At 62.6% G+C, this 22330-nt stretch carries 20 protein-coding genes; 2 read left to right on the forward strand and 18 right to left on the reverse strand.

Annotated elements, in window-relative coordinates:
* Positions 1–3: 3 nt before the first annotated feature.
* Positions 4–969 (forward strand): metal ABC transporter ATPase, encoded by a 966-nt coding sequence (locus tag N4Q37_RS16390; protein ID WP_260959358.1) that lies wholly within the window; start codon positions 4–6, stop codon positions 967–969.
* Between the two features lie 85 nt (positions 970–1054).
* Here the strand turns inward: N4Q37_RS16390 and hldE are convergent, their stop codons facing one another.
* The 5 genes from hldE to N4Q37_RS16415 all read right to left on the reverse strand — a co-directional run bounded on the left by hldE (position 1055) and on the right by N4Q37_RS16415 (position 7084).
* Complete coding sequence (gene hldE / locus N4Q37_RS16395; protein WP_260959360.1) at positions 1055–2476, reverse strand: bifunctional D-glycero-beta-D-manno-heptose-7-phosphate kinase/D-glycero-beta-D-manno-heptose 1-phosphate adenylyltransferase HldE; 1422 nt, start codon at positions 2474–2476, stop codon at positions 1055–1057.
* A 149-nt stretch (positions 2477–2625) separates the two neighbouring features.
* Positions 2626–3234, reverse strand: coding sequence for an adenylyl-sulfate kinase (gene cysC, locus N4Q37_RS16400; protein ID WP_260959362.1), 609 nt, complete (start codon positions 3232–3234; stop codon positions 2626–2628).
* Positions 3227–3931, reverse strand: coding sequence for a sulfotransferase family protein (locus N4Q37_RS16405; RefSeq protein WP_260959363.1), 705 nt, complete (start codon positions 3929–3931; stop codon positions 3227–3229). The genes cysC and N4Q37_RS16405 overlap by 8 nt, the downstream gene beginning before the upstream one ends.
* Before the next feature lie 159 nt (positions 3932–4090).
* Positions 4091–5896 (reverse strand): lipid A export permease/ATP-binding protein MsbA, encoded by a 1806-nt coding sequence (msbA, locus tag N4Q37_RS16410; RefSeq protein ID WP_260959364.1) that lies wholly within the window; start codon positions 5894–5896, stop codon positions 4091–4093.
* A 15-nt stretch (positions 5897–5911) separates the two neighbouring features.
* On the reverse strand, positions 5912–7084 hold the full coding sequence (locus tag N4Q37_RS16415) for an O-antigen ligase family protein (protein ID WP_260959365.1): 1173 nt from the start codon (positions 7082–7084) through the stop codon (positions 5912–5914).
* Between the two features lie 108 nt (positions 7085–7192).
* Here N4Q37_RS16415 and N4Q37_RS16420 point away from each other — a divergent pair, with 108 nt between their 5' ends.
* The gene (locus N4Q37_RS16420; RefSeq protein ID WP_260959688.1) at positions 7193–7801 is read left to right on the forward strand and encodes a toluene tolerance protein; all 609 of its coding nucleotides are present in this window, start codon (positions 7193–7195) and stop codon (positions 7799–7801) included.
* On the opposite strand, the gene N4Q37_RS16425 is transcribed toward N4Q37_RS16420, so the two are convergent.
* The 13 genes from N4Q37_RS16425 to waaF all read right to left on the reverse strand — a co-directional run bounded on the left by N4Q37_RS16425 (position 7784) and on the right by waaF (position 22292).
* The gene (locus tag N4Q37_RS16425; protein WP_260959367.1) at positions 7784–8890 is read right to left on the reverse strand and encodes a glycosyltransferase; all 1107 of its coding nucleotides are present in this window, start codon (positions 8888–8890) and stop codon (positions 7784–7786) included. The genes N4Q37_RS16420 and N4Q37_RS16425 overlap by 18 nt on opposite strands.
* Before the next feature lie 34 nt (positions 8891–8924).
* Positions 8925–9881: a glycosyltransferase gene (locus N4Q37_RS16430; RefSeq protein ID WP_260959369.1), complete on the reverse strand. Its 957-nt coding sequence runs from the start codon at positions 9879–9881 to the stop codon at positions 8925–8927.
* Between the two features lie 84 nt (positions 9882–9965).
* Positions 9966–11381, reverse strand: a complete 1416-nt coding sequence (locus N4Q37_RS16435) for a PIG-L deacetylase family protein (protein WP_260959370.1) — start codon at positions 11379–11381, stop codon at positions 9966–9968.
* The gene (locus N4Q37_RS16440; RefSeq protein ID WP_260959372.1) at positions 11378–12274 is read right to left on the reverse strand and encodes an antimicrobial resistance protein Mig-14; all 897 of its coding nucleotides are present in this window, start codon (positions 12272–12274) and stop codon (positions 11378–11380) included. The genes N4Q37_RS16435 and N4Q37_RS16440 overlap by 4 nt, the downstream gene beginning before the upstream one ends.
* Complete coding sequence (locus N4Q37_RS16445) at positions 12274–13404, reverse strand: glycosyltransferase (RefSeq protein ID WP_260959373.1); 1131 nt, start codon at positions 13402–13404, stop codon at positions 12274–12276. Before N4Q37_RS16445 ends, N4Q37_RS16440 begins: the two co-directional genes overlap by 1 nt.
* Entirely contained in the window at positions 13388–15145 is a 1758-nt protein-coding gene (locus N4Q37_RS16450) for a carbamoyltransferase family protein (protein ID WP_260959375.1), read from the reverse strand. Before N4Q37_RS16450 ends, N4Q37_RS16445 begins: the two co-directional genes overlap by 17 nt.
* Before the next feature lie 188 nt (positions 15146–15333).
* Positions 15334–16788 carry a lipopolysaccharide kinase InaA family protein gene (locus N4Q37_RS16455; RefSeq protein ID WP_260959377.1) on the reverse strand — a complete coding sequence of 485 codons (1455 nt, stop codon included), beginning with the start codon at positions 16786–16788 and terminating at the stop codon, positions 15334–15336.
* Entirely contained in the window at positions 16788–17540 is a 753-nt protein-coding gene (locus N4Q37_RS16460) for a lipopolysaccharide kinase InaA family protein (protein WP_260959379.1), read from the reverse strand. The genes N4Q37_RS16455 and N4Q37_RS16460 overlap by 1 nt, the downstream gene beginning before the upstream one ends.
* Positions 17537–18271: a lipopolysaccharide kinase InaA family protein gene (locus N4Q37_RS16465; RefSeq protein ID WP_260959381.1), complete on the reverse strand. Its 735-nt coding sequence runs from the start codon at positions 18269–18271 to the stop codon at positions 17537–17539. Before N4Q37_RS16465 ends, N4Q37_RS16460 begins: the two co-directional genes overlap by 4 nt.
* Positions 18271–19077 carry a lipopolysaccharide core heptose(I) kinase RfaP gene (gene rfaP, locus N4Q37_RS16470; protein ID WP_260959383.1) on the reverse strand — a complete coding sequence of 269 codons (807 nt, stop codon included), beginning with the start codon at positions 19075–19077 and terminating at the stop codon, positions 18271–18273. Before rfaP ends, N4Q37_RS16465 begins: the two co-directional genes overlap by 1 nt.
* Positions 19074–20198 (reverse strand): glycosyltransferase family 4 protein, encoded by a 1125-nt coding sequence (locus N4Q37_RS16475; RefSeq protein WP_260959385.1) that lies wholly within the window; start codon positions 20196–20198, stop codon positions 19074–19076. Before N4Q37_RS16475 ends, rfaP begins: the two co-directional genes overlap by 4 nt.
* Positions 20198–21256, reverse strand: a complete 1059-nt coding sequence (gene waaC / locus N4Q37_RS16480; RefSeq protein ID WP_260959388.1) for a lipopolysaccharide heptosyltransferase I — start codon at positions 21254–21256, stop codon at positions 20198–20200. The genes N4Q37_RS16475 and waaC overlap by 1 nt, the downstream gene beginning before the upstream one ends.
* A 1-nt stretch (position 21257) precedes the next feature.
* Positions 21258–22292: a lipopolysaccharide heptosyltransferase II gene (waaF, locus tag N4Q37_RS16485; protein ID WP_260959390.1), complete on the reverse strand. Its 1035-nt coding sequence runs from the start codon at positions 22290–22292 to the stop codon at positions 21258–21260.
* Positions 22293–22330 lie beyond the last annotated feature (38 nt).

A 22330-nucleotide genomic window follows, 5' to 3' on the forward strand; every position in this document is an offset into this window, starting at 1 on the left:
GACATGCCGCGTACGCTCATCAGGAAGAACCCCAGCAACTTCAAGACCCTGCCCCTGTTCGTCGAAGCGACACCCGAAGGCCTGACTTACCAGAGCGTCGGGATGCCGCTGAACTTCGCCCAGACCCTGCAACGCCGTCGCCCCGTGACGGTGGCCGACGCCGAGCGTTTTTCCCTGGAACTGGCCAACCTCGGCGTTTCAGTGCGCCTGACCCTGCATTGGCAGAACCGTGACTATTGGGTATTGGTCCGCCAACGCCGGCAGGACCGCGGCGATGTGGTGCTCAAATTGATTTCCGGCTACGTGCCGGCCCACGAACTGAATTTGCCGCTGCTCACCGCCATCAGTGAGATCGCCGAAGAATGCCTGCTGGAAACCCCTGAAGGCTGGCTCGGCGGACGTTTCAACGACACCTGGCTGCCCGCGCCCTACGCCAGTGCCCTGCACTATCGCGAAGCCCTGCCGTTTCGCCTGACACCGCTGTCCGGCTCCGCGCGCCCGGTACGCTGCGCCAACCTGCAACTGATCGAGCGGCCGCGGGCCTACGTCCATCTGCCGACGGCATCGCTGCAATTGATCTACGACCTGCGCCTGGATGTGCCCAGGGAGGCCAAGTCCTTGAGCCTGTTCCACGTCGATGAACGCCTTGAAGGCGATCAACTGGTGGCACGCCTGGACCGCAAGCGCCCCGACCTGTATCTGATGCCGCTGCAGGACGGGCAGCCGTTGCCCGAGCTGTATACCTTGAAAAAGGATCAGTTGTACCCGGCCGCTACCCGTGGGCTGTACCTGGCTGAGAGTTTCGCCCGGCAGGACGGCTGGCTGGTGCGAGACGAGCGGATTCGCTGGAAGGACTGGTTGCGCCAGCAAGGACTGACGCCACCGGACAAGGAATCGGGCCTGACCCTACTCAAGGGCAAGGCCCGGCAGTTGTTCAAGAAGATCGTGCCGCGCAACGTGGCTCGTTAAGAAGTCGGGGCCAACCTGTGGCGAGGGGATTTATCCCCGCTGGGGAGCGAAGCTCCCCCCATTCAAAACTATCTGATACACCGGCTCAGTTACTGCGGATCTTTTCCACAATCGCCGTCGTCGAGCTGTTTTCCACCAGCCCCAAGACCTTCACGGTGCCGCCGTAAGCCGTGACGATGTCCGCACCTACGACCTGGTCGATCCCGTAGTCGCCGCCCTTGACCAGCACATCCGGCTTGACCTGGCGCAGCAGGTTTTCCGGCGTGCCTTCACTGAAGCTGATCACCCAGTCCACGGCACCAAGGCCGGCCAGAACCGCCATGCGCCGGTCGACACTGTTGATCGGGCGCCCCGGCCCCTTGAGCCGGCTCACGGAGGCATCGTCGTTGATCGCGACGATCAGGCGGTCGCCTTGGGCCCTGGCCTGTTCGAGGTAGGTCACGTGACCGGCGTGGAGGATGTCGAAGCAGCCATTGGTGAAGACGATTCTTTCGTTGTGGGCACGGGCGTCATCCACCGCCAGCAGCAATTGCTCAAGGCCCAGCACGCCGCGCTCGGAACCCTCTTCACGCTGGATCGCACGCCGCAGCTCAGGGGCGCTGATGGCCGCCGTACCGAGCTTGCCGACAACGATGCCCGCCGCCAGGTTCGCCAGGGCCACCGCGTGGGGCAGTTCCTCTCCGGCCGCGATGGCCGCCGCCAAGGTGGAAATTACCGTGTCGCCGGCACCCGTCACGTCGAACACTTCACGGGCACGGGCCGGCAAGTGGAGCGCCGGATGATCGGGACGCAACAGGGTCATGCCATGCTCGCCACGGGTGACCAGCAACGCACCGAGATCGAGGTCGTGCATCAGCTTGGCGCCTTTGCTCACCAGTTCGTGCTCATCGTGGCAACCGCCGACAATGGCTTCGAACTCGCTGAGGTTCGGTGTGATCAGGCTGGCGCCACGGTAGATGGAGAAATCCTTGCCCTTGGGATCGGCCAGCACCGGAATGCCACGGGAACGGGCGGCCTGGATCAGCGCCTGGTGATTCTTCAACGCGCCTTTGCCGTAGTCCGACAACACCAGGACCTTGATGCCTTCGAGCAGTTGATCGACTTCGGCGCCGAGGGCCAGTGGATCGGTGGCGAACGGTTCCTCGAAGTCGATCCGCAAGAGTTGCTGGTGACGGCTCATGACCCGCAGCTTGACGATGGTCGGCTGGTGCGCGATGCGCTGGAACATCGCCCGTACGCCCGCGCCCTCGAGGCTGTTGGCCAGGCTGTTGGCGGCTTCATCGTCACCGGTCACGCCCACCAGGGAGGCCGGCGCACCGAGGGCGGCGATGTTCAAGGCAACGTTGGCGGCACCACCGGGGCGATCCTCGATCTGCTCGACCTTGACCACCGGAACCGGCGCCTCAGGGGAGATCCGTGACGTACCGCCATGCCAGTAGCGGTCGAGCATGACATCGCCGACCACCAATACAGGGGCTTGATCGAATCGTGGCATGGACAACTTCATGGAGCATCCCAAATACAAAATGAACAGGGGCGCGATATTAGCACAGGGTTAGCGCAGGCTTGACCATGGTGGCAACACGACACCCAGTGGCCTGCGTGGCTGATTCGTGCATTCGAATCAACCCCACAGGCCACTGGGCGAGCGATTGTTCAGATTTGCAGCAACGCCGATAGCCGCGCGCAGGCCAGGGCCAGTTCCACCTCGCTGGTATCGATCTCGCAGTCCGGTGCGAGCGGCGCCTCGTAGGGGCTGTCGAGCCCGGTGAAGTTCTTGATCCGCCCGGCGCGGGCTTCGCGGTACAGGCCCTTGGGGTCGCGCTGGGCACACACGTCGAAGGAGGTACTCACATACACTTCCACGAAACTGCCCTCGGGGAACAATTGCCGGGCCGCATCCCGGTCGGCACGAAAAGGAGAAATGGCCGCGACGATGACGATCAGGCCGGCGTCGACCATCAACCGCGCCACCTCGGCAATACGTCGGATATTTTCCTTGCGCGCCTCGGCGTCCATGCCCAGCCCCCGGCACAATCCCTGGCGCACGTTGTCGCCATCGAGCAGGGCGGTATGCAAGCCCTGTTGGTGAAGTTGCACTTCCAAGGCATTGGCCAGCGTCGACTTGCCAGCCCCCGACAGCCCGGTCAGCCAGATGCAGCGTGGCCGCTGATGCTTGATGGCGGCCCGGTCACGTGGCGTAAGTGCCAGGGCGCCAGGGTGGTTCTGCAAGGGTTGCAGCGATACCTTCGACGTCTCATTCATAGCCAAGCATCTCGTAGTCACGTTGGTACACCCGCCGCACCAGCCGACGGGTCCGTACCGAGCATATGTCCCGTACCGGTACCGCTACACGATTCAGGGTGCGGTTCACATGGGGCAACGTTGCGTGTAACCCCAGATGCTCGCACACCTGCCGGTAGTCACGCTCAAGGTGCTCTTGGTAACCGATGAAATCCATCGCCAGGTGCCCCAGGGAATCGGTGAGAAAATCGGTCTGGGGAGCGAAATGCAACTGCCGGGTGATGTTCTCGGGGTGCAGCCAGCGGCTGACGAAATCGTCGAAGTCACGGTAAAGACTCACCAGCTTCTGCGCCGCATGATCACGCTGCCCCAGTTTATTGCCCCGCAGGAAAGCATAGGCTGAATACGCACGCTCCAGCGGATCACGGACAAAAGTAAATTTGAAGCTGGCGGCGTACTGTTGCGCGAACTGCTCTTCGTACCAATACAACGGCAGGTGTCCTGGACTGTAGCCATCGAACAGCCCCACGCAAACGCTGCTTCCGGCGCACTTGGGTACATGGATGAACAGGCAGGCGCGTCGAGCGAAAGCGTCGGGGAACCGGCAGTTGGCCGACATCGACTTGTTCACGACCTGTCGGTCGACAACCGACAGACGCCCCAATAGAAAGGAGCGTTGCGGCTTGGGCAACAGCTTCCAGAGGTAACGTTGCAACATTGAAGTACCCGTCGCTGAAGATTCGTTCAGGAAAATCCTGTCGCCAGAACCTTAGCAAGCACAGGTCGCGGATTTATAGCGACTTGGTCGATACACGTAACAGAAGAGATACAAAGCCCGTGGAACCCTGGCGCGGTCCACACGGGCCTTGACCTGCAATCAGGCGATGTCCTGGGCGGGAGCATCCAGGCCCATGGCATGAAGCCGGGCGTAATAGCCGTTCTGTGCAAGGAGTTCGCCGTGCGTGCCGCGCTCGACGATGCGGCCCTGGTCCATTACCAGGATCAGGTCGGCCTTCTCGATGGTCGACAGGCGGTGGGCGATGACCAAGGTCGTACGGCCTTTCATCACCTGGTCCAGTGCCGCCTGGATATGCCGCTCGGACTCCGTGTCCAGGGCCGACGTGGCTTCATCGAGAATCAGCAACGGGGCGTTCTTCAACAACGCCCTGGCAATGGCCAGGCGCTGGCGCTGGCCACCGGACAACAGCACGCCGTTCTCGCCCACTTCGGTGTCCAGGCCCTGGGGCAACTGCGCGATGAAGTCCATGGCGTAGGCGTCCTGGGCAGCCTTCTCGATGTCGGCCCGCGGCGCGCCAGCCAGGTCCCCGTAGGCGATATTATTGGCCACCGTGTCGTTGAACAGCGTGACATGCTGCGTCACCTGGGCGACATGCCGACGCAGGTTGCGCAGGCGATAATCCTCGATCTCCACGTCATCCAGCAATATCTCGCCGATTTCATGGTGGTAGAAGCGCGGGATGAGGCTCGCCAGGGTCGACTTGCCGCTGCCTGAACGGCCCACCAACGCGATCATCTGCCCAGGCATCGCCGTGAAGCTGATGTCCTTGAGCACCTCGCGGTCGGCACCGGGATAAGTGAAGCTCAGGTTGCGCACGTCGAGCCGGCCACTGACGCGATCCTGCTCGACCATGCCTTTGTCGACTTCCGGCTCGACATCCAGTTGCTCGAAGATGCTTTCGGCACCGGCGACGCCCCTCTGGATGGTGGAACTGACTTCCGAGAGCTGGCGGATCGGCTTGGGCAGCAAGCCGGCAGCCGTGATGTAGGCCACCAGGTCACCGGCCGTCGCGTCGCCGCGCAAGAACAGCACGAGGAACATCAGGGCTGCCATGGCGGTGTAGATCACAAGTTGCAACATCGGCGTATAGACCGCGCCGGTGCGGGTCATGCGCAGCTGCTTATCGGTATTGCCCTGGCTGGCCTGGGCAAAACGCTGCTCTTCGTAGGCTTCGCCGCCGAAGCTGCGCACCACGCGATAACCCTGGATGGTCTCGGACGCCACGTGGGTCACGTCGCCCATGGCCACCTGGATCTTTTTGCTCTGTTTGCGGAATTTCTTGCTGGTGTTGCTGACCATCATCGCGATCAACGGCAGGATCGCCAGCATCACCAGCGTCAGCTTCCAGTTCATCCACACCAGGTAGACAAAGAGAAACACCACGGTGAGGCCTTCGCGAATCACCACCTTGATGGCATCGGTAGCGGCGCCGGTGACCATGGTCACGTTGAACGTGATCCGGCTGATCAGGTGTCCGGAATTGTGGGTGTCGAAGTAGCGGTTAGGCAGTACCAGCAACTTGTTGAACAACTCGACCCGCAGGTCGTGTACCAGCCCCAGGGAAACCTTGGCCAGGTAGTAGTTGCCCAGGAACGAGCCCAGGCCCTGCCACGCGGCGATCAGGATGATCAGCAGCGGCACGGCCATCAGCAGCTTCAAGTCCTTGAGGTACGGTACGGTGGGAAAGAGCACCGCATCGGGGTTACTCAAACCGTCGACGAAATATTTGAGGATCCCGGCCAGCATGGGCTGGGTGGAGGCAAATATCACGAAACCCACGATACTCAGCAGGAAAATGCCCACGTAGGGTTTGACGTATCCCAGCAACCGAAAATAGATCTTCAGGCTGGAATCCTGTTCCGCATTGGGCGGTGCGTCACTCATCGTCGGGCTCACTGGTTAGGAAGAACGCGGAATTTTATCACAGCCATCGGACTTGGCCCGTGCCCAGGTCAAAACGCTGGCCAGGCCAATCGGTAGCCAACTGATGAACCATTCCGCGCGCGGGGTGCCGGTCAGGCTCGCGGCGTCGAATTGCATCGCCAGGAACGAAAACACCCACATGCCGAGCACCCCACGGCCCAACTGGCTGTCCCGGGCCCGCCAGGCTTCACGCAGCACGCAGAACCAGGCGACGCACCAGAGCAGCAGCCCCGGTAGCCCAAGCAGAATGGTTACGTGACTGAACAGATTGTGAGCGTGATCGAACAAGTGGCCCTTAGCGGGGACCCGGTAGTCACTCGCCAGCCCCAGTCCTCCCCAAGGGTGCTCGGCGATCATGTGCAGGCTCGAAGCGAAGATTTCGGGTCGATAGGACGCGCCACGCGCCATGAACAGCGGCGCGAGCAGCCAGAATATCAGCACCGCCAGCATTAGCGCCGCAACAGCGATCAGACGGGTGCGCTTGTCCCGGCAATAAAGGGGCATGGCCAGCACGCTGAGTAGCAAGGCCAGCGCCGCGCCGCGACTCTGGCTCGCCACGACGAATGCCCCCAGTAGCGCCAGGGCCACCGCCCAAAGCACTTGCAGCCCGACATGCCGCGGAATCCAGTGCAGCATCCAGATAGCTGCCAGACCGATCACATAGCCGCCCAGTAGCGGATGGGAGAGTTCTCCCAACCCCTCCAGGCGCGCGGTCCAGGGTTTGTTCGCAATGCCGTAGAAATGAATGATCGCCATCAGCGCCGTCAGCGCAAGGCCCACCCCACCCCACTGCATGACACGAATCACCCGCTCGGGCTGGCCGTCGGCGTAGATCGGGAAAAACATCAGGAACACCAGGATGTAGAGCAAGCGCTTGACTTCGCGGGAAGGATCCGCCGACTCGGCCCAGAGCAGCGTGACCAATGCCCAGGCCGCCAGCGCCAGCAGCGCGAGGCAGATCGTCCGCTGGGCGCGCCACCATTCTCCCAACCGCCGACGGGCCGGCCATGCGAACAGGATTGCGGGCAACCAGACAAATACCACCAAGCCTTGCTGATAGATCTTGTTACTAGGAGCCAGCGCAATCGCCAACAAGAACCATAACAAGCCAAAAGCCATCCATCTCTGCGCCCAACGTGTTGCCTGCATCTATCGCTCCTAAAACTGTGTCCCCGCCAAACCGGCATGGTTAAAACAAAAACTTTTGGGCATCATGAGCCGCCACGGCACCGGTTCTTTCAACAAGGTTTCCCTACGATGCAATCCTCACGGCTTCCCCAAGCCGCTTTGAATCAATTGATTGAAGGCGCCAGCATTCTGGAGGCCGACAGCTACGGCCCGAAAGTCTATCTGCTGCAGGATGGGAATATCCTTAAACTGTTTCGCCGCAAGCGGCTTTTTTCCTCGGCCCTCATACGGCCTTATTCAACGCGATTTATCAACAATGCCGTGCGCTTGCACAAGCTCGGCGTACCCACCTTGCAAGTGCTGGCCTCCTATACCCTGAACGCGCCCGGCATGACCGCCGTACTGTATCGGCCGCTTCCTGGAAAAACCCTGCGTCAATTATCCAATCAGGAGCATTTCAGTTGGCAGCAGGCGCTCCCTGCGCTGGTCGAGCTGATCCGCAGCCTGCACGCCAGCGGCATTTATTTCCGCTCGCTGCACCTGGGCAACATTGTCGTTACGCCTGAAAACAAACTGGGATTGATCGATGTGGCGGACATGCGTTTCCTGCGCTCGCCACTGCCACGCTATCTGGCGCGTCGCAACTTGCAGCATTTCGCTCGATATATTGCCCGTGAAAACCTGAACGCCAGCTTTCCAATGCAAGCGTTGGAAAACGCCTTACTGGCGACTGCCTGAAATCAGCTGCCGAGCGGTCTGGGTGAAATTCAACCAGGCCGCTTCAGGAGCCAGCGCCCGGTACTGGGCGGCCGCGACCCCCTCTGCGCACGCCTGCCCCGCCCGCCGGATCGCCTCGCTCCAGCGCTCATCATCGTTGACCGGGGCGTACCAGCCGGTATCGCCCAACTGCTCACGAAAAACAGCGAGTTCGCTGACCAGCACCGGGGCACCCGCCAGGACCGCTTCCTGGAGGATCAGGCCCAACCCCTCGGCCACGGAGGGGATCAATATCCAGTCAAACGCCTTGTAGAGCCTAGCGACGTTCCCCACATGCCCGGTCAACACCACCTTGCCGGCCAGATCCGCCTCGGCGATTCGCGCCTCCAGCGCCTCGCGCCTGGGACCGTCACCCACGATCACCAGACGCCATTCGGGTTGATCGACCGCCGCCCGGGCAAACGCCTGCAACAAACTGGCGAACCCCTTGCTGTCCACCAACCGGCCTATGGCGCCGAACACCCGCACGTCAGTGTCTGGCAAGCCCAGCCGGGCACGGGCCTCTGCGCGCGGCATGAGTGCGGACCGGAACGCAACCGGGTCGAACGCACTGCGTAGCGTAAAGACCGGAAGGTCCAGTTCGCCCTGGAGCGACGTTGCCAAGGTTTCGGAGACCGCCGCCAGGTTCAGCCGGGAGGCCGGGAAGCCGCGCAACAAGTCACGGACAGCCGCGTTGAGTCGAGTGGCGCCATGGAAAATCACCACGACGCGAATCTGCGGCAAATCCTGCAAAACGGGCAACAAGGCCCGGGCCACGCCCACGCCATCGAGCAGCACGACACGGGCATCGCTGTCGAGCAATGCCTGGCGGAAACGGCCGTGCATCAACGGTTTGAACAGCCGCCAGACATGCCGCCCCTTGAGCTGGGCAGACGTCAGCTTCCACTCCCGCACCGGCTCGACATCAACCTGGCAGGCAGATGCCGAGCCTTGCAAGAGCCACGTCTTGACAGGCGTGGCAGGCTCGATCCGCGACAGTATCTGGTGGTGGACCTTGTGTACCGAAGCGAATGGCGAACCGCCCGCCCACATGACGTTGATGATGCTCATAGAGCGAGGAACCTTTTATCGCGGACCATGCCTGTCAAACACCCAGCCTCAGGCGCCATTTTTCCAGCAGGCTCAACGGTGCCCGAGGTCGCAGGGTCGGCTCCAGTGCCTGCACGATCTTCTGCCCGATGCGCGCAAAGCTGAATTGTTCCAACGCCAGCTTCTGGCCGTTGTGCGCCACACTGCGCGCCAGCTCGGGATCGGCACGCAACCGGGAGAGCTTTTCCTGAAGTTGTGCGATATCTCGGTACAACACCACGTTATGCATATCCTGCAAGCCCAACGCACGGGCCTCATCGGCCCCCTGGTCGAAGGCCAGCAGCACACAGCCGCAGGCCATGGCTTCGAAATTCTTGATCATGAACTCGCCCATGCCGACATCGGCACTGACGAAGAAACGGATGCGGTTGAGGGTCTCGCAGTACTCTTCACCGGACTTGGTGCGTGTCACCACCAGCGGTTCGACACGGCCCAACTCATCCAGCAACGCCTTGCGACCACTGTAGGCGACGCTGTTGGTGCTACCGACGAAAGCCAGTTCGATATCCCGCTCACGCCCCTGATCCTGCAACAACGACTGATCGTAGCCCTTGGGCACGAACACCGCATCAAAACCTTCGGCGCGCAGGCGCTCGGTGACCATGAAACCGGAACTGATGACGCGCGCCCACGGTAGGCGACGGTAGTGCGCGCTGAACTTGCCGGTGTATTTACACGGAATGTAGTTCTGATAGGCGTCGTGCTCGAGAATCACCAGGTTGGGGATGGTGCGAATGAACGCCGCCTGGCGAATCTCTTGCTTGAAGCGCAGGAAAAATACGATCCGGTCGTAGCGCGAGACATCGACGTGGCGCCGGAAGTAGGCTCGCAGGTTGCGCTGCTCATGGCTGTCGAGCCAGCGCAGGTCGCATTCGCAATGGGCGGCCACGCCCTCATAGAGCCGGTCCAGAATGGCCCGTTGTTCTTTCTGCACCAGAAATAGAACTTTCATCGTTTTCCTTGCGGCACCAAACGACTGGAAAAAAAACCGGGAGCCCGGTTGCGCCACAGCGCAAGGACATCCCGCCTGGGGCCGCTAAAGTCGCCAAAACAGTTCATGACGACGCACAGCCTTGCGAAAAAACTCGTTCTCGCCATACCGCGAGACCGTGCGCCCGGCCAGCACTCGCTGGATAGCGCGGCGCAGGCGACGCTTGAACGGCGCTCGCGGTTGCAGATCATGCATCATTCCCAACGCCATGGCCTTGTCCCGCTGGCCGGCCAACGACAACGGCAGGCTCAATGGCTGCATCAGTCGATCCGCCGCGAAGACCGGTGGCAGCGCCACGCCCTCTCCCGCATTACCCATCGGCCAGCGGTCGTTGTCATGCAGGTGGTTGGCGTAGCCCAGCAACGTGGTCGGTTGCCATTCCAGGCCTTCAAGGGCCTGCAGGACAGCATCGTGGGCGCAGCGATGATCGGGGTGTGGGTCAAGGGTCGGGTGGGGCAACACAATGACGTCAGGGCAGGCCTTGAGCAGCAGCTCGCGCAGGTCTGCCAACAGGTTGTTCCAGGTCGGGGCGCCGTCGGCATCACCGGGCAGGGCAAACGGGTTCAACTGGCGGAAGGGCCGGGTGTCGCTCAGGTCCGCCTCCCGGGAGCCCTGGGGTTGCCCGGGCGCCGCCTGCATGGCGGCCAGTTGCAAGCAGAAGTACCCCAACTGCACGCAATGGGCTTGTGGCACGCCGGCCCAACGCGGCACGGCGATGCTGTCCCAGGCACGCAAGCGGCCCTTGAGCCGTGCGGCCTCGACGCGGTCCAGGCCCATCTGCTGGTAGTGTTCGGCCTCGATCTCACCGGCGGTCAGCGTCACGATCCAGGTCTCGTCCGCCTGGCTGTACAAGCCGTAGGCGGCCAGTTCTGCATCGTCGGCATGGGGAGCGATGATCATCACCCGCTGGTGCTTCACCTGCGGCGATGTGAACGACCACAACGTTGGCTCACCCAACAAGCGGCAAAAACGCCCGCGCAGGCACAGTTCACCCCGGGACAAAGCCGTCGCCTGCTCACTGAGGTTGAGGTAGCGTAGGCCGTTGACGCCGCGCTCGAACGTCTGCCGATCCGGGTATTCACCGCCCGTCAATTCGACGACGGGGTCGAGAAAACGTCCCAGCCAGGTGCTTTTGACCCGCAGGGCGAGGATCAACGTCGCGCCTTCGTCGAGGATCACACCTTCGTCCAGGCGCAGTCGCCCGGCATTGAGGTGCACCTTGGGTTGCTGGGTAAACGGCGCAAAACTGTACTGATAGTCGTCCCTGGGCGAATAGAACAGATGGTCGGCGAACCAGGCTTCATGGGCGACCCAGCCCAGCACCGCCAGCACCAGGGGCAACCACCAGGCCACCGCTACGCCCGACAGGACCAGCACGATGAGCGCGAGCAGCAACCCCACGCGCTTGTTACGACGGTGGCGCTTGAGCAACTGCTGCTTGCGGTTCGTCGGGGCGTTCATACGGTAAACACCGGCACGGGGTTGCACCAACGATCCTTGTATTCCCGGTCGGTACGACCGAACGAAAAGCGCAACGGCTTGCCGGCGGCACGGGCATGCTCCCAGGCGCTTTGGGTGTTGAGGAAGCTCAACACACTGCCGGGACTGAACTCGCGGGTCTGCGGGTCGACGCCACCGTTGATGTACTCCACACTGATCCACTCGGGAGCTTCGACGCGGTATACCAGTTGAATGGCGATCGGCGCATCGTTGAGGAAGATCACCGAGCCGATCAACAGTTCGCGCAGCAGCTCGATCACTTCGCCCATGCGCTCGGCACCGGTGGCGGCAAAGCCCCAGCGGCGCAGGAACAGGTCGCAGTAGATCGAGGCCAACTCGGCACTGGAAAACTCGCCGACCGGTCGTACCACCCCGCCCGCCTCTTCCAGCAAACGCAGCTCACGGCGCTGGTTGTAGCGAAACTTTTTCGACAGCTCCTCCGGCGTGCGAGCCATCGCCAGTTGCTCCTGTTGCAACTTCAAGCCAGTGAAACGCCCCTCGTTGAGCGCCGACAGGTAGCGCCCGCGATGACGCAACGGTGCCTGCGCGTCGGGCGCCGCCGGCAGGATCAGCTCGGCATTGCCCAGGTCGAAGAGACCTTTTTTTCCACTGCGCTTGAGCACGTCCTTGGACAAGGCCAGGTCGCGCCCCCAGGTCGGGATCGCAGCCTTGAGTGCTCCATCTTGCTCGAACGCCAGGTAACGCACGGGAATCCCGGCCAGGGCCGCCAGGCGCTCGACCACCAGGGGGTGGGTCGCCACGCTGCCGCCAAAACGCTGCCAGGCCTGGGCATACGTCGACGCGTCTACGGCGGTCCAGCCGCGTTCGCGCCAGCCTTGAAATCGGTTGAGCATCAGGCCCTCGGCGCCAGTTCGATGACTTGAGGCAAACGCCAGAATGCCTCGCGTACGGCGCGATCCGAAAAACGCTCGCGCAAGCGGTCGAGCATCAGCTCGGCGCATTGGCGACGTTGCAGATCGTCCATGCTCGCCAGGTGTTGCAGCCCCTGGGCCATGTGCTCGGCGTCGCCCAACGGAAACAGAATGCCCACACCCTCGACCACTTCCTTCGCCCCGCCACAAGCCGTGGCCAGCAGCGGTACGCCGGCGGCCATGGCTTCGAGCAGTACCATGCCGAACGGTTCATGGTCGGAACTCAAGGCAAAGACATCAAAGGCACGGAAATAGCGGCGCGCGTCAGGCACCTGGCCGAGGAACAGCACACGATCGGCAATGCCCAGTTCCAGCGCCAGTTCCCGCAGGTTCCGCTCCAAGCGGCCCTTGCCGAGGATCGCCAACTGGCTGTGGGGCGGCAAGTGGGCCTGTGCGGCGGCAAAACCACGCAACAGTGTTGCCTGATCCTTGTCCGGGTGCAGGCGACCGACGTTGCCGATGATCCAGGCATTCGCGTCCAGCCCCAGGGTGTGGCGCGCCTCCTCCCGAGAGACCAGGCCGGCCTGCGCGACATCCACGTCGATGCGGTTGTAGAGGGTCTGGATCCGGTTGGCCGGCCACTTGGGCAGGCAACGACGCATGTCGTCACGCACCGCATCGGACACCCCGAGCAGGCTCAGGCGCTTGCGGAAAATATGCGCAAACAGACGGCGGCTACGGCGTTGGTAGTCGCCAAAGGCATGGTGCACGCCAATCACCGGCAAGCCGGTGCCGAGCAGCGCGATGTAGATCGGCTTGAAACGATGGGCAATGCAGAAACTGAAATTGCGCGAAGCGGCGATCTTGCGCAGATCGCCGATGGCGCCGAGCTTCAGGCCACGAATGGCGCTGGAGCTGTATTCCATGAACAGCACCTCGTCCGAGGCGCAACCGGCGGCGACTTGCGCATCCGCCGCCCCGGTGAGGAACACCGTGGTCACCCGATAGCCAGTACCGGCGAACAGGCTGGCGTATTGACGGGCACAGTCCAGGAACGGCCCGTCATAACCGTGGCAGAACTGCAGCACATGACGCTCAGCCGAGCGTGTCATAAGCGTCCACGCCGTCTTTGACCACCAGGATATCTTCCATGATCAGGTACTGCAGGTCGGAGCCGTAGAACATGTTCAAGGCGTCGGTGGGCGAGCAGATCATCGGTTCGCCACGGCGGTTGAGCGATGTATTGAGCGACACGCCGTTGCCGGTCAGGACTTCCAGGGCCTTCATCATGTCGTAGTAGCGCGGGTTGTATTCGCGCTTGAGCACCTGGGCCCGGGAGGTGCCGTCTTCATGGACGACTTCCGGCACACGGGTTTTCCACTCTTCGGCCACTTCGAAAGTGAAGGTCATGAACGGCGCCGGATGATCGACCTTGATCATCTGCGGTGCAACGGTGTCGAGCATCGACGGGCAGAAAGGCCTCCAGCGCTCGCGGAACTTGATCTGCTCGTTGATCCGGTCGGCCACGCCGCTGGCGCTTGGGCAACCGATGATCGAACGACCGCCCAAGGCACGCGGACCAAACTCCATGCGGCCCTGGAACCAGGCCACCGGGTTGCCGTCGACCATGATCTTGGCGATACGTTCAGGGGTATTGTCGATCTTGCGCCATGCCGGCTTGCTCGGGTGACGGGCGCACGCGGCGATCACATCTTCGTTGCTGTAGGCCGGGCCGAGGTAGACGTGTTCCATCTTCTCCACCGGCACGCCACGGGCATGGGACACATACGCCGCCGCGCCCACCGCGGTACCGGCGTCGCCGGAAGCCGGCTGCACGAACAGCTCCTTGACGTCGTCACGGGCGATGATTTTCTGGTTCAGCTTGACGTTCAAGGCACAGCCGCCAGCGAACGCCAGCTTGCCGGTTTCCTTGAGCACGTCGCCCAGGTAGTGGTCGATCATCTGCAGCGCGAGCTTTTCGAACAGCGCCTGCATGCTGGCCGCGTAATGGATGTACGGCTCGTCGGCAATGTCGCCTTCGCGTTTCGGGCCGAGCCATTCGATGAGCTTCGGCGAGAAATAGAAACCCTTGCCCTTCTCTTTATAGCGGCGCAGGCCGATCACGTTGGCGTAGTCGGTGTTGATCACCAGTTCGCCGTTTTCGAACGAGGCCAGGCGCGAGAAATCGTACTTGCTGGCATCGCCGTAGGGCGCCATGCCCATGACCTTGAACTCGCCGTCGAGCATTTCAAAGCCGAGGAATTCGGTGATAGCGCCGTACAGGCCGCCCAGGGAGTCCGGGTCGTAGAACTCCTTGATCTTGTGGATCTTGCCGTTCTGGCCATAACCGAAGAACGTCGTGGCGTATTCGCCCTTGCCGTCGATGCCCAGGATGGCGGTTTTTTCCTGGAAGCCCGAGCAGTGATAGGCGCTGGAGGCGTGGGCCAGGTGGTGCTCGACCGGCTCGATCTTGATTTTCTTCGGATCGAAACCCAGTTGTTCCAGGCACCAGACGATCTTGCGGCGATAGCGCTTGTAGCGACGGTTACCCATCAGGATCGCATCGAGGGCGCGGTCCGGGGCGTACCAGTAGCGCTTGGCGTAGTGCCAGCGCGCTTCACCGAACAGGCTGATCGGCGCGAACGGAATCGCCACCACGTCGACATCGGACGGCTTGATGCCAGCCTGCTCCAGGCAGAACTTCGCCGACTCGTAGGGCATGCGGTTCTTTGCATGTTTATCGCGTACGAAGCGCTCTTCCTCGGCCGCCGCGATCAGCTTGCCGTCAATGTACAGCGCTGCGGAAGGATCATGGCTAAGGGCGCCGGACAGGCCAAGAATCGTCAATGCCACAGGGGTCTAGCCTCTTAATATCTGCATACGGGCGACAAGCGCCGCGAAAAAATGAGTGCCACGCGCCAGGGGCGGGGCAGCTAAAGGGCGGGATTATAGCTGAAAAGCGGCATTAAGCCTCTAGCTACAAGCGGCCAGCTTGCGAGGAAGGCTACCTGGCGCTCCCTCGCCACAGGTTTACCGCAGGCCTAGGACGAGGCGTTATCGGCCTCTTTGGGCAGCCGCTGGTCAATCACCCGATACAATGCACTGTCCTGCGGCCAGTTACGCATGAAGCGCGCGCGATCGCGGGCGTAGGCCGGGGCGAAGCTGACGTGGCTGCGGTGCTGGCACATGGCGTCCAGGTCGATCAACGCCCAGCGGTCTTGCTGCCAGAACAGGTTGTGGCCCTTGAAGTCGCCGTGGCTGATGCGTTCGCGAATCAGGTCGGCGAACAACCGCTCCAGCGCCGCCAATTCAGACTCGGGTGCGTCGCCGCTCTGCACGTAAGGGGCGAAACGCTCAATGATGTCCGGCCCCGGCAGATATTCGGTCACCAGGTACGCACCGCGGCGCAGCCACAGGAAACGCTTTTCCAGCAAGGCCAGGGGCTTGGCCGTGGCGATGCCGAGAAAGGCCAGCCGATGGCCTTCGCGCCAGGAGTGCCAGGCACGGCTCGGACGCCAGAAGCGCTTGAGCCAGTGGGCGAAATGCTTGATGTTGTAGCGCTTGATCACCAGGGGGCGACCGCCCACCTCGACCTTGCCGACGCTGGCCGCGCCCCCGGTCTTGTACAGGTGGCCCTGATCGAGCAAGGCATCGGCCTGCTCCAGCACCGGCGCCATGGCCACCTCTTCATCACGACGGATCGCCCGCAGGCCAAACGGCCCGCGCTGCACGCTGAACAGGCTGCACTCGCGCCCGACCTTCGCCAAAAAGTCCTTCAGCCGCCAGGCATGCACCCTGTTGATCTGTTTTTGCAGCGCCTGCATGGGCAACGCGTGCTCGGCATTACCCAGCAGGTAATGCACCAGCAGCTCTTCGTTGAACGGCTCGATGGCCTTGGGCAATTGGGCAAAGAACACCCCGAGGTTCTCCAGCACTTTGTCTCTCGACAGCGGCTGGCCCGGGGTTTCGGCGCGGATGCCGGCGCCGTCGATCAAGTGGAGCTTGCCGTCATGGCGCAGCAGGTTGTCCAGGTGCAGGTCTTCCTGCCACAAGCCTTTGCTGTGCATCTGCGCGACGGCCCCCAGGGCTTCGGCCAGTACAGCCGTTTGCTCATCGGCCAACAAAGGCAAGTGCTCGACCTGTTTCCAGGCATCCCCCAGACTTTCGGCATCTTCGAGCAATTCGAAGAGCAACCAGCCGCCCTCGCCTTCTTTCAGACCATCGGCCAACAGAAGCGGCGTGGTCAGCCCCTGGTCGGCCAGCAGGCGTACCCCTTGCAGCTCCCGTTGGAAATGCCGGGCTGCCTTGCTGCCTACCAGCAACTTGGCCAACACCGGCCGACCGCGCCAGACGCCCGCACCGACGTAGCGCTGCCCCGGCAACACCCGCAACAACGACAGCAATTGCAATTGCGCCGGGCCGGCGGCATCGACCAGTTCCAGGCTCAACGGCAGGACAGGATGGCGGCCGGCGCTTTTCAATTCGGACAAATGCATCAACGGGCTTCCTTATGGCTGCGCCGGGCGGTCAGGTGACTCATCCAGCGGTCGACCAGCGCACCGTCGCGAGGCTGGTCCAGATAGGCAGACAGCAACTGCCGCACCTCCTCTTGGCTCCACTCGGGCGCACGACGCAACAAGGGCTCCAGGTCCTTGACCCGATCACGCTGGCCGAACAGCAAGGGCCGGGTTTTCTCCAGGTCGATCAATTGCGCCTGATAACCACTGGCGGTGGCTTGCAGGAAAATGTGCTTGGGATAGAAGCAACCATGGACCTGACGCACGCCGTGCAGGTGCCGCGCCAACTGGCCACAGGCATTGAGGATGGTGCTGCGCTGTGCGGCCGTCAGGCTCGACCAGCGTTGCAGCAGCGAATCCAGGTCATCCCAGCCATCCAGGGCACGGGTCAAGAGGATCGCCCGCACCTCGCCGTCCACCTTGCGCTGCCCATAGAACACCGCTTGCAGGGCCGGAATCCCCAGCTGGCGATAGCGGCTGATGTTGCGAAACTCCCGGGAAAAGCTCGGCTCGCCGAAGGGGTGCGAGAAGGTCCGGGTCAGGTAGTTGCTCTGGCGCTTGAGGTAATAGCCCTGCCCTTCCAGCTCCAGCCGGAACACACTGCTCCAACCGTCGCCCGAAGTATTGGGTTCATCCACCGCATCCAGTTGCCGCGCCCACAAGGCGTCGAAGCTGTCCAGGCCGTGGCGCTGCAATAACGCCCGGTCCTCAGCGGCCAGGAAATCAGTCATTCACGCCCCTCGAAAAATCTCAGCACATGGCGGATGCGCTTCTTGTCGTGCCCATCGAGCCGGTCGCGCTGGCGGTATTGCAGGTAAAAACGCAGGCGCTGAGTGGCCGACAAATGATATTTGGCGACCTTGTCCAGGCACGCCAGGTCCTTGGTGATGCGGTACTTGAGCCAGAAACCGCGCCAGAAGTCACCGTTCGGACAGTCGATCAGGAACAGCCGCGCCTGGTCATCGATCAACAGATTGCGCCACTTCAGATCGTTATGGGTAAAGCGATGTTCGTGCATGGTCCGGGTGTAGTCGGCCAGTTGCCGGCTCACATCATTGACCCAGGCACGGTCAGCCAGCCTCGCATCTCGACGCTCGGCCAGTGCCGAGAGGTCTTCGGTGCAGGGCAGTTCGCGAGTGATCATCGCACCGCGGGCATAGGTCGCGCCGTTTCGCTCCAACCCCCAGCCAATGATCTGCGCGGTGGGAATGCCCCATTTGGCGAAGCGCTTGAGGTTCTGCCATTCGGACTTGACCCGTGGCTTGCCCAGATAACGACGCAACCCCTTGCCGGCACCGACGTAGCGCTTGACGTAAAAATTCACGCCATTGCGCTGCACGCGAATGACTTCCGACAGCGGATCGCGAGTCAAACGCTCGCCCTGCAAGGCAAACACCGCCTCCAGACTACCGAAATCCTCGGCCAACTCCGCGTAGGCAGGGTCTAGTTTCCAACCGGACATCAGAGCGCATCCCCGTACCGCTGCTTGCGCGCATACAGCTTGTTGGCCTTGCCTTCGAGCCAGGCCAGCAGGGAAGCCTCTTCGGCGAGGATCCGGCGCAGCGGCTGCTGGAAGTAGCCCTTGAGGAAACGCAGCTTGTCGCGGCGGGTCAGGCCAATGTCCAGCGCCGAAAAATACAGCGCCGCCAGGTCCTTGTTGCGCCAACGGGTGGTGATGGCCGGGCGGGTCTGGGCGCGGTGCAGGTCGATCACCGAGAGCTTGAAATCCTGCGCAGTCACCGGTTTGTCGGTGTGCAACAGGAAGTGGCAGATGTAGCAGTCACGGTGGTTGACCCCCGCGCGGTGCATCATGCCGGTCATGCGTGCCACCTCGGCGATCAGCGCACGCTTGAGTGGCGGCGGTGGGGGCTGGCGGACCCAGTCGATGCTGTAGTCTTCCAGGCTGACGGTCGGCGCCAGCTCCTCGGTGACGATGAACGAATGCTGGCCTGCCGGGTTGCGACCTTTCTCGCCGTATGCGACGGCCGTCATGGTCGGCACACCGACTTGCTGCAAGCGCTGGATGGCTTTCCATTCCTGCCCTGCGCCGAGCACCGGCAGCTTGGCGGTGGTCAGGTTCTTGAAGATCTCGCCCCAACCGATGCCGCGGTGGATCTTCACGAAATAGCCGCGGCCAGCCACCTCGGTACGCAAGGTGCGCCGGGCTTCGAGTTCGCGATAGACCTCGCCCTGGAGAGCCTCGACTTCGGCGAACGCATCGCGCCCGGCCCAGAGGCTCTTGAACGGTTCGGCCAACATCAGTGTCATTGCACGTGCTCCGCCAGAATCACATCGGCCGCGTGTTGCGGCATGCTGTAGAGGTCGGCCGTCTCGGCGAAGGCCAGACCGTTGCGGCTCCAAGCCGCGCGCGCATCGGCATCGCCCAGCATGCGCGCCAGGTACTCGGTGAGTTGCGCCTGCTCGAACGGCTCGTCCAGCACCAGGCCGCTGTTCGCCTCGGCGATGTAGTGAGCGTACCCACACACCGCGCTGACCAGCACCGGCAAGCCCGCCACCAGCGCCTCGAGCAACACGGTGCCGGTGTTTTCGTTGTAGGCCGGATGGATCAACAGGTCGGCGCCGAGCAGGAAACGCGGAATATCGCTGCGCCCCTTGAGGAACCGCACGTTGTCGCCCAGCCCCAGCGCGGCGCTCTGCAATTGGAATACCTTGGGGTCGTCCTGGCCGATTACAAACAATCGGGTGCGTTTTTTCAGGTCCGCAGGCAACGCCGCCAAGGCCTTGAGGCTGCGATCCACACCCTTGGTCTTGAATCCGGAGCCGATCTGCACCAGCAGCAGGTCGTCGTCGGCCAGCTCGAATTCGGCGCGGAACCCGGCACGAATCGTGTCGGCGTCGGCAGGCCGGCGACGATCCTGGGCAATGCCCGGCGGCAACAGGTGGAAACGCTCCAGCGGCGTGTCGTAGTGCTTGATGAACAGCGGCTGCTGGACCTCGGAGATCATCAGCACCTCGGTCTTGGCGTCTTTAGCGAACACCGCGCGCTCGTATTCGGCGAAATGCCGGTAGCGGCCCCAACGCCGGTACAACGAATTGCGCAGGTTCTGTGCCTTGTCTTCAAAACAGCCGTCGGCGGCGTAATACACGTCCAGGCCGGGCATTTTGTTGAAGCCGATCAAACGGTCCACCGGGCGCTTGGCCAGGTCGGCCTCCATCCACGCACTGAGTTTCTCGTTGCGGCGGTGGTTGAACAGCGCCTTGACCGGAGCCACCAGCACTTCGAAGCCCGGCGGCACATCACCTTCCCAGATCAGCGTGTAGACGCGGATCTGGTGCCCGCGCTGCTGGCACTCCAGGGTGATGCGCATGAAATCACGCTGCAAGCCACCGAAAGGGAAGTACTTATAAAGGACAAAAGCCAATTGCATCAGCGCGGCTCCTCAGCCAATAACGTGCTCAGGTGGCTGGCCACACGCTCGGGGTTCAGACGCGTGAAGCACAGGGGCTGCTCGCGTTTCAGGTCAAACCGACGGGCATCTTCGGCGGTCGGTGTATAAGTGCAGTGTTTCTGCATGCACGGCGCGCAAGGGAAATCGCTGGCCAGATGAACCTGGCCCTTGCCGTAGGCGCCGGTCAATATCGGATTGGTCGGGCCCAGCAGCGAAATGGTCGGCACATCCAGGGCCGCGGCCAGATGCCCCAGGCCGGTGTCCACCGCCACACAAGCCTGGGCGCCGGCGAGCACCTTGCCCATGCCGCCAAGGTTCAGCTTCGGCAGCACCAAGGCATTGCGCAGCCCGCTGGCGATGCGTTCGGCCCGGGCCTTCTCGACAGGGTTGCCCCACGGCAGTTTTACCACCACGCCGAACTGCCCCATGCGCTCGGTGAGCTGGCGCCAGTAAAGTTCGGGCCAATGCTTGGAGTCCCAGGTCGTGCCATGCAGGAACACTACGTAGGGATACGGGCGCGGTAATTCCACCAAGCGGTCGACATCGAGCCCATAGTTACCCAGCGTCTGCGGCAAGTCATAACCCAGCGCCAAGGCAAACAGTTGCCGCACGCGCTCGACCGCATGCTGACCACGGGCCACCGCCAGGCGCCGGGAATAGAAACGCGCCGCCAGCGGCTCGCGAGCCGATTGCTGATCCAGGCCGGCGACCGGAGCCTTGACGTAGCGGGTCAACCAGGCACTTTTCAGCAAACCCTGGGCATCGATCACCAGGTCGTACTTCTCGGCGCGCATGTTTTGCTTGAAGCGGCGCCATTCGCCGCTCTTGATGGTTTGCCAGAGGTTCTTGCGCCAGCGACGAATCGCCACCGGGATGACCTTGCCCACGGCCGGGTGCCAGGTCGGGATTTCGGCAAAGCCTTCCTCCACCACCCAATCGAAGCGGATGCCGGGGATCGCCCGCGCCGCGTCGGTCAACGCCGGCAGGGTGTGGACCACATCCCCCAGCGAAGAGGTCTTGATCAGCAATACCCGCAAGTTACTGCACCTCCACCGGTGTGCCCTGCAAACGCGCCAGGGCATCGTTCACCATCGACGGCATGAGCTGGCGCAAGCAGTTGTAATGACCGAAGCGACAGGTGCGGTCGAAGCACGGGCTGCATTCGATGCCCAGGCGCACGACTTCGACCTGGTCGGCCAGCGGTGGCGTGAAGCCCGGCGACGTGGAGCCATAGACGGCCACCAACGGACGGTTCAGGGCCGCTGCCACGTGCATCAGGCCCGAGTCGTTGGACACCACCGAATCGGCGCAAGACAGCAGGTCGATGGCCTCGGCCAGGGAGGTGTCGCCGCTGAGGTTCACCGATTCCTCCCGCAACCCCGGGATCAGCCGCGAGCGGATGTCTTCGCCCACCGGGTGATCCTTTTTCGAGCCGAACAGCCAGACTTGCCAGCCTTCGCGGATCTTCGCCTCGGCCACCTGGGCGTAATGCTCCGCCGGCCAGCGCTTGGACTCACCGAACTCAGCCCCCGGACACAGGGCCAGTACCGGACGATCGAGGCTCAGGCCGAACTTGGCCAGCGCCGCCTCGCGGGTCACCGGGTCGATCGCAAGGCTCGGGCGTGGATAGGGTTTGGGCAACTCGGCCCCCGGCTCATAGGCCAGGGCCATGAAGCGCTCGATCATCAGCGGGTAGCGATCCTTGTCCAGCGTCCGCACATCGTTGAGCAGGCCGTAGCGAAACTCGCCACGCCAACCGGTGCGCTTGGGGATGCCGGCGAAGAACGGCACCAGCGCCGATTTCAGCGAATTGGGCAACAGGATCGCCTGGTCGTACTGGCCGGCCAGGGATTTGCCGATGCGCCGACGGGTCGCCAGCTCCAGTACGCCGTGGCCGAGCGGGAAGCTCAAGGCCTTGCGCACCTGGGGCATGCGCTCGAGGATCGGCCGGCTCCACTCGGGGGCCAGGACGTCGATTTCGCATTGCGGGTGGCGCTGCTTGAGGCACTGGAACAGTGTCTGCGCCATCACCATGTCACCGACCCAACTGGGCCCAACGATCAGAATATTCATGTGTTTTCCAAGAACGATACGGGGAGGCCTATGCCTCC

Source organism: Pseudomonas citri (genome assembly GCF_025336485.1).
Lineage (GTDB): Bacteria > Pseudomonadota > Gammaproteobacteria > Pseudomonadales > Pseudomonadaceae > Aquipseudomonas > Aquipseudomonas citri.